We start from the raw sequence: 11944 nt of genomic DNA, 5'->3' as shown, positions 1-11944 counted from the left end.
CCGCAGCCCGCAGCCCGCAGCCCGCAGCCCGCAGCCCGCAGCCCGCAGCCCGCAGCCCGCAGCCCGCAGCCCGCAGCCCGCAGCCCGCAGCCCGCAGCCCGCTGTGCCGGCTGGCTGGCAGGGCGGCCGGAGGGAGGGACTCGGTGGGATTCGAGACGTCAGGCCCTCGCGAGGTCACGGACTCAAGGCGCACCGGACGACCCGAGCGAACCGCCCAGCGTGCACCTCACCGCTGCCGCTCCGCGCCCCCAGCCCCTCGCGCCGGCCGACCTCTCGGCGAGCGATCAGAGCGAAGTCGACCCAGTGCCCACAGCGCCGCCCCCGCCAGCACGACCGCACCCATGACGGCAGCTCCCGTCGGCGCCGCCCCCGTCTCCCGTGCCGCGGGTGTCGCACCCACCGGACTCGCTGCTTTCACCGACTGGTGCGGGCGCGGATATCCAGGCTCCTTACTGCTGACCGGCGGCAAAGGGACTCCGAACACCGGCAGCAGGCGTGACGGGCCCCCGCCGCGCATGCTCGGCGGAAGCAGGGACAGCGGGTCCAGGTAGGTCTTGCCGCGGCGCAGTCCCCAGTGGAGGCACGGTGCCCGGCAGTGGAAAGGGCCTCGCTGGAGTACGGCGACCGGCTGGCCTGCTGCGACGCGCTGGCCCTTTCGGACGGTGGCGCGGACGGGTTCGTACGTCGTCCGTAAGGGAGGGCGACCGGAGCGGGACACCTCGATGGTCAGCACGCCGCGGCCGGCCACGGTCCCGGCATACGCCACTTGGCCTGGTGCGGCGGCCCTAACCGTCGCGCCGACGGACGCGGACAGGTCCACGCCGCGGTGTCCGGCCGCCCATGGTGCCGGCGGTGGATCCCAGCCGCGTAACACCGTGGGGCCTATCCCTTCCGGTCCCGCCACCGGCCAGGCCCGTTCACCTGCAGTGGTCGGCGTGCCACCGGACTCAGCGCCACCAGCCCCCGTATCGCCCCTCCCCGTACCACCCGCCTCGGCACGGCCCGTCAGCTGCGCCTCGCGCACCGTCGCCACCTCCGACCCCAGCCGCCCAGCCGCCGCGTGTGCGAGCGGTGAGGTGGTCAAGGCCAGTCCCAGAGCCAGCGCCGGGGCCAGCAGGGCTTTGGTCACGCGGGCCGGAAAGAAGCAGCTCGGCCCGTAGGCGGCCGGGTCGCAGAGCGGCGGCAAGGGCGGGGAGGGGAACGGAGGCGACGGGGGCAGGGGTAAGGGAGCCGGAGCCCTCCCCGTCGAGCCTGAGCTCCTCATCATCGACCCGCGGTCCGGTCGGCCTCGCACGCCGAGGAGCCGGCGGTGGCCGCCCAGTGCACCCGAGGGGGTGTGCCGCCCGCCGCGTGGTCGGTCCCCGCCCGAGCCGTCGTGGCCAAGGCCGACGTCGCGCGGTGGGTCCCCGCCCGAACCCTCGCGGTCGAGGTAGTCACCGTGTGGTCGGACCCCACCCGTGCCCTCGCGGCTGAGCCGGATGCTGTGCGGTACGCCGTGGGGTCGGTCCCGCCGCACGTCCCGTCGTACGTCGTGCTGCCGACCTTGTCGCGCCTGTCGTAGTCGGGCGTGGAGTTGCCGTGACGCGGGCCTTCGCCCCTGTCCTTGCTGCGGTCGCTGCTGTCGCGCCTGTTGCTGTGGTTGCTGTCGCATGGGTCGACGGTGACGCAGTCCGGCCGGGCGTGGGGATCTTGGTCCGGAACTGTGGACAACGGGCCGGATGTGGACAACTGCCTCACTCGGACGGGTGTCGGTCTCACCCGGTCAGGGCTCGAAATGATGCGTGTCGCCCGGTGCATCGGCCGTCCCGTACACTTCTGGTGGCGATCCGGGTCACCGGGTCGACTTCGCACGCCCCGCCGTCAGTGCAGCAGTCCCGTTCGGGCAGCACGTCGGCCGCGCTCCTCGGTCCTTGGACGGCTCCGCAAGGTGTCTTCCCCGGCAGGCGCGTCGGGGCGTCAGGCACCGCGGCCGACCGGTCGCAGTGGAACCGAGAACAACAAGGAGTACGGCCATGGCCGTCGTCACGATGCGGGAGCTGCTGGAGAGCGGCGTCCACTTCGGGCACCAGACCCGCCGCTGGAACCCGAAGATGAAGCGCTTCATCTTCACCGAGCGCAACGGCATCTACATCATCGACCTGCTCCAGTCGCTGTCGTACATCGACCGCGCCTACGAGTTCGTCAAGGAGACCGTCGCCCACGGCGGCTCCGTCATGTTCGTCGGTACGAAGAAGCAGGCCCAGGAGGCCATTGCCGAGCAGGCGACCCGCGTGGGCATGCCCTACGTGAACCAGCGCTGGCTCGGCGGCATGCTGACCAACTTCTCGACCGTCTACAAGCGCCTGCAGCGCCTCAAGGAGCTCGAGCAGATCGACTTCGAGGATGTGGCCGCGTCCGGCCTCACCAAGAAGGAGCTCCTGGTCCTCTCCCGTGAGAAGGCCAAGCTGGAGAAGACCCTGGGCGGTATCCGCGAGATGCAGAAGGTGCCGAGCGCCGTCTGGATCGTGGACACCAAGAAGGAGCACATCGCCGTCGGCGAGGCGCGCAAGCTCAACATCCCGGTCGTCGCGATCCTCGACACCAACTGCGACCCGGACGAGGTCGACTACAAGATCCCGGGCAACGACGACGCGATCCGCTCCGTCACCCTGCTCACCCGCGTGATCGCCGACGCCGTCGCCGAGGGCCTCATCGCCCGCTCCGGCGCCGCCACCGGCGACCAGAAGCCCGGCGACAAGGCTGCCGCCGAGCCGCTGGCCGAGTGGGAGCGCGACCTGCTTGAGGGCGAGAAGAAGGCCGACGAGGCCGAGAAGCCCGCCGAGGCTCCGGCCGCCGAGGCCCCTGCCGTCGAGGCCCCGGCCGCCGAGGCCGAGAAGCCGGCTGCGGACGCCGAGCAGGCCTGACCTCAGGACCGGTTGACGACGGCGGGGGAGTGCGCCACGAGCGCCGCCCCCGCCGTCCACCCGTAGATCTTTCGACTTCGAGATTTCGAGAAGAGATTCACAGACCATGGCGAACTACACCGCCGCCGACGTCAAGAAGCTCCGCGAGCTCACCGGCGCCGGCATGATGGACTGCAAGAAGGCCCTGGACGAGGCCGAGGGCAACGTCGACAAGGCCGTCGAGGCGCTGCGCATCAAGGGCCAGAAGGGTGTCGCCAAGCGCGAGGGCCGCTCCGCCGAGAACGGCGCGGTGGTCTCCCTGATCGCGGACGACAACACCTCCGGCGTCATCGTCGAGCTCAAGTGCGAGACGGACTTCGTCGCCAAGGGCGAGAAGTTCCAGGCCGTCGCCAAGGCGATCGCCGAGCACGTCGCGAAGACCTCCCCGGCCGACGTCGAGGCCCTGCTCGCCTCCGAGATCGAGGCCGGCAAGACGGTCCAGGCGTTCGTCGACGAGGCCAACGCCAACCTGGGCGAGAAGATCGTTCTGGACCGCTTCGCGCAGTTCTCCGGCGGCTACGTGACGGCGTACATGCACCGCACCATGCCTGACCTGCCGCCGCAGATCGGTGTCCTCGTCGAGCTCGACAAGGAGAACGCCGAGGTCGCCAAGGGTGTCGCCCAGCACATCGCCGCCTTCGCGCCGAAGTACCTCGCCCGCGAGGACGTCCCGGCCGAGGTCGTCGAGGCCGAGCGCCGCGTCGCCGAGGAGACCACCCGCCAGGAGGGCAAGCCCGAGGCCGCCCTTCCGAAGATCGTCGAGGGTCGCCTCAACGGCTTCTTCAAGGACGCGACGCTGCTCGGCCAGCCGTACGCGCTCGACAACAAGAAGTCCGTCGAGAAGGTCCTCCAGGAGGCCGGTGTCAGCCTGAAGCGCTTCTCGCGCATCAAGGTCGGCATCTGAGAGCCTGCCGCAAGGCAGCGAATGACCTACGACCCCGCTAGGGTCGTACGCAGTCGGCCGCTCACCGGCCGGCCGCAGATGTGACGAGGAGGCCATTGCCGCACAGGGATCTGGACCAGACCCACGGCAATGGCCTTCTTCGTATGTGCACGAGGAGAGCTCAATGAATCACGGTGCCGACAGCGCGCACACCGACCATGCCGCCAAGGACGGCAGGCGGCGCTTCCTGCTGAAGCTTTCCGGCGAGGCGTTCGCCGGCGGCGGCGGACTGGGCGTCGACCCCGACGTCGTGCACGCGATGGCCCGCGAGATCGCCGCCGTGGTGCGCGACGGCTACGAGATCGCCATCGTGATCGGCGGCGGCAACTTCTTCCGCGGTGCCGAACTCCAGCAGCGCGGCATGGACCGGGCCCGGTCCGACTACATGGGCATGCTCGGCACGGTGATGAACTGCCTGGCCCTCCAGGACTTCCTGGAGAAGGAGGGCATCGACTCCCGGGTCCAGACCGCGATCACCATGGGCCAGGTCGCCGAGCCCTACATTCCGCTGCGCGCGGTGCGCCACCTGGAGAAGGGCCGGGTCGTCATCTTCGGCGCCGGCATGGGCATGCCGTACTTCTCCACCGACACCACCGCCGCCCAGCGCGCCCTGGAGATCGACGCCGAGGCCATGCTGATGGGCAAGAACGGCGTGGACGGGGTCTACGACTCCGACCCCAAGGTCAACCCGGACGCGGTCAAGTTCGACGCCCTCGAATACGGTGAGGTCATCACCCGTGACCTGAAGGTCGCGGACGCCACCGCCATCACGCTGTGCCGGGACAACAAGCTCCCGATCCTCGTGTTCGAACTGCTCGCCGAGGGCAACATCGCGCGTGCGGTGAAGGGTGAGAAGATCGGCACGCTCGTCAGCGATCAGGACACCCGGGCCTGACGGCCCCAACTGCCGCCTTTCCGTACGGGCATCGGACCGTACGGGCGGCAACCACCGGCCGGGGTAAGACCTCGGTACGGGGATGGACAACCGCCTGCCGGTCGGACACCGTGCAGGAGTAGACGCGCGGCAGGGGCGAGGCTCTGCTTCTTACCGAAAAGACCAGGAGCAAGTGGTGATCGAAGAGATCCTCCTCGAAGCCGAGGAGAAGATGGAGAAGGCCGTCGTGGTCGCCAAGGAGGACTTCGCCGCGATCCGCACCGGGCGTGCGCACCCGGCGATGTTCAACAAGATCGTGGCGGACTACTACGGCGCCATGACGCCCATCAACCAGCTGGCGTCGTTCTCGGTTCCCGAACCGCGGATGGCCGTCGTGACCCCGTTCGACAAGAGCGCCCTGCGCAACATCGAGCAGGCGATCCGCGACTCCGACCTCGGCGTCAACCCGAGCAACGACGGCAACATCATCCGGGTGACCTTCCCCGAGCTGACCGAGGAACGCCGCAAGGAGTTCATCAAGGTCGCCAAGAACAAGGGCGAGGACGCGAAGATCTCGATCCGCAGCGTCCGCCGCAAGGCCAAGGAGACCTTGGACAAGCTGGTCAAGGACAAGGAGAGCGGCGAGGACGAGGTGCGCCGCGCCGAGAAGGAGCTCGACGACACCACCGCGAAGTACGTCGCGCAGGTGGACGAGCTGCTCAAGCACAAGGAATCCGAGCTCCTCGAGGTCTGATGAACGAGTCATCCTGGGGGGCCCCGCCCGGCGCCGGTCAATGGGGACCGCCCGAATACGGACCGGCCTCCTCGCTTCGCGGGGTGGCGCCGACCGCCTCGGCGGGTCCCGTGCACGACTGGGGCGATGCGGCGCAGACTCGGCCCATGCCCATCGTGCCCGAGCCAGGCGGACACCAGGACGACGACCGGGACCACCGGGAACATCGGCACATCCGGGATAACCGGGATTACCCGGACGACCGGGGGGCTGCTCCACGGAGCGGCCCCCTGTTCCGCGACGACCAGCCGCAGGAGCCCATGCCCACCTCCGTTCCCGGGTCCGACCGTTCGCCGGACTCAGAGAAGCCCACGAAGAAGAGCGCGGGGCGCAATCTGCGCGCCGCGATAGGGGTCGGTGCCGGTCTCGGCGCGGTCATCCTGGCCTCGCTCTTCGTCTACAAGCCGGTCTTCATCGGCGTGATCGCGATCGCCGTAGTCGTCGGGCTGTGGGAGCTGACCTCGCGGCTGGCGGAACGCAAGGACATCCGGGTGCCGCTCGTTCCGCTCGCGGTCGGCGGCACCGCCATGGTCGTCGCCGGTTACGTGCGCGGCGCCGAGGGCGCCTGGGTGGCGATGGCGCTCACCGCGCTCGCCGTCCTCGTGTGGCGGATGACCGAGGCGCCCGAGAACTATCTGCGGGACGTCACCGCCGGTGTCTTCGCGGCGTTCTACGTGCCGTTCCTCGCGACGTTCGTGGCGCTGATGCTCGCGGCCGACGACGGGCCGCAACGCGTGCTGACGTTCCTGCTGCTCACCGTCGTCAGCGACACCGGGGCGTACGCGGTCGGCTGGCGGTTCGGCAAGCACAAGCTCGCGCCGCGCATCAGCCCCGGCAAGACCCGTGAGGGACTCGTCGGCGCACTGCTCTTCGCGATGGTCGCCGGCGCGCTGTGCATGGAATTCCTGATCAAGCACGGCGCGTGGTGGCAGGGCCTGCTGCTCGGCCTTGCGGTCGCGGCCAGCGCCACCCTCGGTGACCTCGGCGAATCCATGATCAAGCGGGACCTGGGCATCAAGGACATGGGCACCTTGCTTCCGGGGCACGGCGGCATCATGGACCGCCTGGACTCCCTCCTGCCGACGGCGCCCATCGTGTGGCTGCTCTTCGTGGTCTTCGTCGGAGCGGGCTGAGCCTGACGGCGCCGCCCGGCTCCCGAGCCGCGCCCGCCGCCCGAGCTGACGAGAACGAGCCGGAGCCCCCTGCCAGCGGATTGCGCTGGCGGGGGGCTTTTGCGTGCGGGGGTGTGCGCGGGTGGCGGGTGGCGGGTGGTGGGCGGAGGCGGGTCAGGGGCGGGGGCGGACGCCGGGTGGTTGGCTACTTCCGCGGGTGGGGGCCTCGCTCGTCAAACTGCCGCTGCCGTTCGTCCGGCTGGCCGACTCGTCCGACTCGCCTCCAGATCACCGCCATCCCCAGCCCGAGCACCACCAGGGCCACGACGACGATGAGGATCTTGAGGGCGAAATCCATCAGCAGATGGTGGGCGAGATCGGACGCCACCAGGTAGCAATGGGACGCGTCCAGGGCGAGGTCAGGCGCCCTCGGGGCGAGCCCGGTCACCGTCGGCCGTCCCGCCGCCGGGTCCGGCCGGCCCCGTCCTCAAGCCGCCGGGCCGCCATGCGCAGGGCGGCCCGTAGGGCGGGGTCGGCATAGCGGCGTGCCTCGTCGAGCCGGCCCCTGCGCTTGAGGAACACGCTCACGCCGAACACCACCAGGGCGAGCGCCACGATGCCGCCCGCGATCACGCCGAACCTGATGAGCATGAGGTTGAGATACGTCTCCACCGGAGCCTCCCGTTTTCTATCACAGGTGTGACACAAAACAATTTATCACGGCCGTGATGCAACGTGATAGAAAAGAGGTCATGCCCAAGATCGTGGATCCGGACGCCCGCCGCCGCGAGGTCGTCGACGCCCTGTTCCGAGTCGTCGTACGGGACGGTCTGCAGCGCACCTCGCTGCGCGCCGTCGCCGACGAGGCCGAACTCAACATCGGCTCCCTGCGCCACTACTTCGCCAGCCAGCAGGAACTGATGGACTTCGCCATGCAGTCGATGCTCGACGGCCTCACCGACCGGTTGCTCCGCCACGTCGAGCACATCGGAGACCTGAGCCGGCAACCCCCCGCGGAACGCCTCCGACTTGCCGCCGGTCTGCTGGCCGAACTGCTTCCGCTCGACGAACGCCGCCGCGCGGAGGTCACCGTCTTCCTCGACTTCAACGCGGCGGCCCGCACCAACCCGGCCTTCAAGGGCCTCTCCGACCAGGCAGCCGCCGGCGCCCGACGACTGGTCCGCCGCGTCCTGACCCGCCTCGACGAGTCCGGCACCCTGCGCCCGGGCCGCGATCTGGACATCGAGACCGAGCGCCTGACCGCCCTCCTCGACGGCCTGGGCCTTGGCGCGGTCCGCAACCCCGACGTCCTGAGCCCACAGGTCTGCACCGCCGTACTGGCGGCCCATCTGGGGGAGTTGGCGGGGGGAGGGATAGAGGGTTAGGGAGGGGCTGGCGCTGGAGTCGATCGCTCGGGTCCTCGACATCGTGCCGGGCAAGGCCGTCCAGAGGCGAAAGCGCCCCTTCGTGGTTCCTTCGTGGCCCATTCGCGGCCCGTCCTCGCCGGACGGCAAGTCGGCTCCACTAGCAGCGAGTTACTTGCCCACCTGGACCTGAACGTTACCGATGTCTCCGGCAACGGACTTGAGATAGACGTAGCGACAAATGCGCTCGACGGCACATTTCGCTTCGCGATGCTCTGGACTCAAGAAATTCTGCTGGCAATCGAAGACGCGGAACGTGTGGGAATGTGTGGCGCACTCACTCCTCAATGCTGCGGCACGCGTCCGCCGGGCTCGGAGTGGACGGACCGGCGCGCCGTAGGTCAGTCAGAAAGCTGTCCGGTCGAGCTGACTCATGACGGCTTCCCCGCCGATAGATGGGGAGGCACAGCACCTCGACGCGAGCTCCATCTCTTACCGGCTGCCGATCGGTGCGAGTCGTGCTTCGATGGTGGGAAGCGCTGCCGCGCCTTCATCGGTGGCCTACTGTCAGCCGTCGACACGGCATCGGAGTTCGTTTCGCAGAAACTCTGGAAAGGGGCCGGCGGACGAGCCAACGTATTTCCTTCTCACCTCCTCGCAGAAGTTCCGAGAGGGCACTCCTATGCGCAAAAACAACCGGACGCGCCGTCTTTTGACGGCCTCGACAGTACTTGTGGCCGGGGGCGTCATGCTCTTTCCCGATGGCGCGGTCGCACAGTCGGCTACGGATACTTCCCCGGCACGGATATCGGGAACCTTCCAGCTCGTCAACGCGCAGACCGGTAAGTGTGCGACGGTTGCGGGCGGTGTCTCTACCGACAACAACGTCAGGCTCGTCCAGTTCAATTGCGATTCGCATCCCTCGCGTCGCTGGCTCGTCACCAACAGCAACGGCCGGTCCAATCAAATCGTCAACGACCAGACCCGCAAGTGCGCGACCGTCGCCGGCGGTGTCTCTACCGACAACAACGTCGAGCTCGTCCAGTTCAATTGCGATACGCACCCCTCGCGCCGCTGGATTATCACCAACCAGAACGGCAACTCGTTCCAGCTCGTCAATGCGCAGACCGGCAAGTGCATGACGGTTGCGGGCGGTGTCTCCACCGACAACAACGTCACGCTCGTCCAGTTCACCTGCGACACACATCCGTCGCGCCGTTGGATTTTGCGTCGGGTCGGCGGAAACATCGACTGAACGGGTTGGCGGAATCATCGGGGAAGCGTTCCACCGCCCGCCGAAGTCGCCGGCTGTCGGCGTAGCGGCCAGCCGTTGCCGACATCCCGCGGCTCGCCTCAGGCCGACCAACGACAACGACGTCAGAAGGCGACATGACCACATGACGACTGAGGGTGACCGGCTCGTCGCATATCGCACCTGGGCCTCCCAAGACGATCTGCGACACTGGACGAACCATGCCTGCACCCGGAGAACTCACTTTCGTCGCGCCGCGCGGGGCCAAGAAGCCGCCGCGGCACCTTGCCGACCTCAGCCCCGTCGAGCGCCGCGAGGCGGTGGCCGCGATCGGTGAGAAGCCGTTCCGCGCCAAGCAGCTGTCGCAGCACTATTTCGCCCGTTACGCGCACGATCCGGCGCAGTGGACCGACATCCCGGCGGCGGCCCGCGAGAAGCTGGCGAGCGAGCTGCTGCCGGACCTGATGAACGTCGTACGGCACATCTCGTGCGACGACGACACCACCCGCAAGACGCTGTGGAAGCTGCACGACGGCACGCTCGTCGAGTCCGTCCTGATGCGTTACCCGGACCGGGTCACCATGTGCATCTCCTCGCAGGCCGGGTGCGGGATGAACTGTCCGTTCTGCGCGACCGGCCAGGCCGGGCTGGACCGTAATCTCTCGACCGCGGAGATCGTTCACCAGATCGTCGACGGGATGCGGGCACTGCGTGACGGTGAGGTGCCGGGCGGCCCGGCGCGGCTGTCCAACATCGTCTTCATGGGCATGGGCGAGCCCCTGGCCAACTACAAGAGGGTGGTCGGCGCCATCCGCCGGCTGACCGACCCGGAGCCCGACGGACTGGGTCTCTCCCAGCGCGGCATCACCGTCTCCACGGTCGGCCTGGTCCCCGCGATGCTGCGGTTCGCCGACGAGGGCTTCAAGTGCCGTCTCGCCGTGTCGCTGCACGCCCCGGACGACGAGCTGCGCGACACGCTCGTCCCCGTCAACACGCGCTGGAAGGTCCGCGAGGTGCTGGACGCGGCGTGGGAGTACGCCGAGAAGTCCGGCCGCCGGATCTCGATCGAGTACGCCCTGATCCGCGACATCAACGACCAGGCATGGCGCGGTGACCTCCTCGGACGGCTGCTCAAGGGCAAGCGGGTCCATGTGAACCTCATTCCGCTCAACCCGACGCCCGGGTCGAAGTGGACCGCCTCGCGCCCCGAGGACGAGCGCGCGTTCGTCCAGGCCATCGAGGCGCACGGGGTGCCGGTGACCGTCCGGGACACCCGCGGTCAGGAGATCGACGGCGCCTGCGGTCAGCTCGCCGCCTCGGAACGCTGACTGTCCGCTGGTACTGTGTGATCGAACAAATGCACATTCCGACAGGGGAGCGCCACAGCGCTGAGAGTGCGGAAGCGTCGTAGCCATACGGTGCCCGCAGACCCTTGAACCTCGCCCGGGTCATTCCGGGTAGGAAGTTCGGTCGTCACTCATGCTGTTGCGCCCCGCCCTGAGTTCCCTCCGTACGTCCCCCGACGTCGAGAGCCGAGGACACCGGGCGGGGCCGCGTCTCTTCCTGGCCAGCCAGGAGGAAATCAGTGAGCACCACCAGCAGGATCACCGCGGCAGCGCTCGCCGCCGCGGTCGGTATGACCACGCTTGCCGCATGCGGCGGCTCGGGCGGCGGGAGCGCGGACGCCAAGACCGTCACGCTCGTCAGCCATGATTCGTTCGCTGTCTCCAAATCCGTCCTGGCCGCCTTCGAGAAGGAGAGTGGCTACAAGGTCAACTTCGTCAAGGGCGGGGATGCCGGCAAGGCCGTCAACCAGGCGATCCTGTCCAAGGACAACCCCCAGGGCGATGTCTTCTTCGGAATCGACAACACTCTCCTTTCACGGGGACTGAACGAGGGGCTGTTCACCCCCTACAAGGCCAAGGGACTGGACAACGTCCCGGCCGCCCTGCAGCTCGACAAGGACCGGCACCGCGTCACCCCGCTCGACTACGGCGACATCTGCGTCAACTACGACCGCGCCTACTTCGCCAAGCACAAGCTCGCGCCGCCGACCACCCTCGACGATCTGACCAAGCCGCAGTACAAGAACCTGCTCGTCACGGAGAACTCCGCCACCTCCTCTCCGGGGCTCGCCTTCCAGCTCGCCACCATCGCCAAGTACGGGAACGCCGGCTGGCAGAACTACTGGAAAAAGCTCAAGGCCAACGGCGTCGAGGTCGTCGACGGTTGGGAGCAGGCGTACAACGACCGCTTCTCGGGCTCCGCCGCAGGCGCGGGCAGGGGCGACAAGCCGCTGGTCGTCTCCTACGCCTCCAGCCCGCCGGCCGAGGTCCTCGGCAAGAAGCCCGCTCCCAAGGAGGCTCCGACCGGGGTCGCGACCGGTACCTGCTTCCGGCAGATCGAATTCGGTGGTCTGCTCAAGGGCGCGAAGAACGAGAAGGGCGGCAAGGCGCTTCTGGACTTCCTCCTGAGCAAGAAGTTCCAGGAGGACGAACCGCTGAAGATGTTCGTCAACCCGGCGCGCAAGGACGCCAAGGTGCCCACGCTGTTCACCAAGTACGGCACCAAGATCGACAAGCCGACGACGCTGCCGCCGGAGACGATCACCAAGAACCGTGAACAGTGGATCAAGCAGTGGTCCTCGCTCGTTCTGAAGTAGTC

The 11944-nt window shown here is 68.4% G+C and carries 12 protein-coding genes and 1 riboswitch; of the genes, 9 read left to right on the top strand and 3 right to left on the bottom strand.

What is annotated here, in order from left to right; genetic code table 11:
• Nucleotides 1–226 precede the first annotated feature (226 nt).
• Nucleotides 227–1264, bottom strand: coding sequence for a M23 family metallopeptidase (locus AB0E02_RS32175; protein ID WP_362145945.1), 1038 nt, complete (start codon nucleotides 1262–1264; stop codon nucleotides 227–229).
• 748 nt (nucleotides 1265–2012) lie between these two features.
• Between AB0E02_RS32175 and rpsB the strand changes: the two genes are divergently transcribed.
• The 5 genes from rpsB to AB0E02_RS32150 all read left to right on the top strand — a co-directional run bounded on the left by rpsB (nucleotide 2013) and on the right by AB0E02_RS32150 (nucleotide 6685).
• Nucleotides 2013–2903 carry a 30S ribosomal protein S2 gene (gene rpsB, locus AB0E02_RS32170; protein WP_362145930.1) on the top strand — a complete coding sequence of 297 codons (891 nt, stop codon included), beginning with the start codon at nucleotides 2013–2015 and terminating at the stop codon, nucleotides 2901–2903.
• A 106-nt stretch (nucleotides 2904–3009) separates the two neighbouring features.
• Complete coding sequence (gene tsf, locus AB0E02_RS32165) at nucleotides 3010–3846, top strand: translation elongation factor Ts (protein WP_030413723.1); 837 nt, start codon at nucleotides 3010–3012, stop codon at nucleotides 3844–3846.
• Nucleotides 3847–4009: 163 nt separating this feature from the next.
• Nucleotides 4010–4780 (top strand): UMP kinase, encoded by a 771-nt coding sequence (gene pyrH / locus AB0E02_RS32160; protein ID WP_362145926.1) that lies wholly within the window; start codon nucleotides 4010–4012, stop codon nucleotides 4778–4780.
• Between the two features lie 175 nt (nucleotides 4781–4955).
• The gene (frr, locus tag AB0E02_RS32155; protein WP_006602824.1) at nucleotides 4956–5513 is read left to right on the top strand and encodes a ribosome recycling factor; all 558 of its coding nucleotides are present in this window, start codon (nucleotides 4956–4958) and stop codon (nucleotides 5511–5513) included.
• Nucleotides 5513–6685, top strand: coding sequence for a phosphatidate cytidylyltransferase (locus tag AB0E02_RS32150; protein WP_362145923.1), 1173 nt, complete (start codon nucleotides 5513–5515; stop codon nucleotides 6683–6685). The genes frr and AB0E02_RS32150 overlap by 1 nt, the downstream gene beginning before the upstream one ends.
• A gap of 184 nt (nucleotides 6686–6869) precedes the next feature.
• Here the strand turns inward: AB0E02_RS32150 and AB0E02_RS32145 are convergent, their stop codons facing one another.
• Together AB0E02_RS32145 and AB0E02_RS32140 are read right to left on the bottom strand one after the other, a co-directional pair.
• The gene (locus tag AB0E02_RS32145; RefSeq protein ID WP_362145920.1) at nucleotides 6870–7112 is read right to left on the bottom strand and encodes a hypothetical protein; all 243 of its coding nucleotides are present in this window, start codon (nucleotides 7110–7112) and stop codon (nucleotides 6870–6872) included.
• Nucleotides 7109–7336, bottom strand: coding sequence for a hypothetical protein (locus AB0E02_RS32140; protein ID WP_362145918.1), 228 nt, complete (start codon nucleotides 7334–7336; stop codon nucleotides 7109–7111). Before AB0E02_RS32140 ends, AB0E02_RS32145 begins: the two co-directional genes overlap by 4 nt.
• Before the next feature lie 80 nt (nucleotides 7337–7416).
• Here AB0E02_RS32140 and AB0E02_RS32135 point away from each other — a divergent pair, with 80 nt between their 5' ends.
• The 4 genes from AB0E02_RS32135 (at nucleotide 7417) to AB0E02_RS32120 (ending at nucleotide 11942) form a co-directional block, all read left to right on the top strand.
• Nucleotides 7417–8049, top strand: coding sequence for a TetR/AcrR family transcriptional regulator (locus tag AB0E02_RS32135; protein WP_362145915.1), 633 nt, complete (start codon nucleotides 7417–7419; stop codon nucleotides 8047–8049).
• 661 nt (nucleotides 8050–8710) lie between these two features.
• Nucleotides 8711–9283 carry an RICIN domain-containing protein gene (locus tag AB0E02_RS32130; RefSeq protein ID WP_362145912.1) on the top strand — a complete coding sequence of 191 codons (573 nt, stop codon included), beginning with the start codon at nucleotides 8711–8713 and terminating at the stop codon, nucleotides 9281–9283.
• A 218-nt stretch (nucleotides 9284–9501) separates the two neighbouring features.
• Nucleotides 9502–10608 (top strand): 23S rRNA (adenine(2503)-C(2))-methyltransferase RlmN, encoded by a 1107-nt coding sequence (gene rlmN / locus AB0E02_RS32125; RefSeq protein WP_362145909.1) that lies wholly within the window; start codon nucleotides 9502–9504, stop codon nucleotides 10606–10608.
• A 33-nt stretch (nucleotides 10609–10641) separates the two neighbouring features.
• Nucleotides 10642–10762: riboswitch (TPP riboswitch) on the top strand.
• 103 nt (nucleotides 10763–10865) lie between these two features.
• Nucleotides 10866–11942, top strand: coding sequence for a thiamine ABC transporter substrate-binding protein (locus AB0E02_RS32120; RefSeq protein ID WP_362145906.1), 1077 nt, complete (start codon nucleotides 10866–10868; stop codon nucleotides 11940–11942).
• The last annotated feature ends 2 nt before the right edge of the window (nucleotides 11943–11944 follow it).

Source organism: Streptomyces sp. NPDC048196 (assembly GCF_040652715.1).
In the GTDB taxonomy this organism is placed as follows: Bacteria; Actinomycetota; Actinomycetes; order Streptomycetales; family Streptomycetaceae; genus Streptomyces; species Streptomyces siderophoricus.
The sequence above is the reverse complement of the archived record's forward strand: the minus strand, read 5'-3'. Positions and strand labels throughout refer to the sequence as shown.

Bases quoted from the DNA above. Each gene is read 5' to 3' on its own strand.
- AB0E02_RS32175 (WP_362145945.1), bottom strand. From the start codon at position 1,264: ATGAGGAGCTCAGGCTCGACGGGGAGGGCTCCGGCTCCCTTACCCCTG.
- rpsB (WP_362145930.1), top strand. From the start codon at position 2,013: ATGGCCGTCGTCACGATGCGGGAGCTGCTGGAGAGCGGCGTCCACTTC.
- tsf (WP_030413723.1), top strand. From the start codon at position 3,010: ATGGCGAACTACACCGCCGCCGACGTCAAGAAGCTCCGCGAGCTCACC.
- pyrH (WP_362145926.1), top strand. From the start codon at position 4,010: ATGAATCACGGTGCCGACAGCGCGCACACCGACCATGCCGCCAAGGAC.
- AB0E02_RS32150 (WP_362145923.1), top strand. From the start codon at position 5,513: ATGAACGAGTCATCCTGGGGGGCCCCGCCCGGCGCCGGTCAATGGGGA.
- AB0E02_RS32135 (WP_362145915.1), top strand. From the start codon at position 7,417: ATGCCCAAGATCGTGGATCCGGACGCCCGCCGCCGCGAGGTCGTCGAC.
- AB0E02_RS32130 (WP_362145912.1), top strand. From the start codon at position 8,711: ATGCGCAAAAACAACCGGACGCGCCGTCTTTTGACGGCCTCGACAGTA.
- rlmN (WP_362145909.1), top strand. From the start codon at position 9,502: ATGCCTGCACCCGGAGAACTCACTTTCGTCGCGCCGCGCGGGGCCAAG.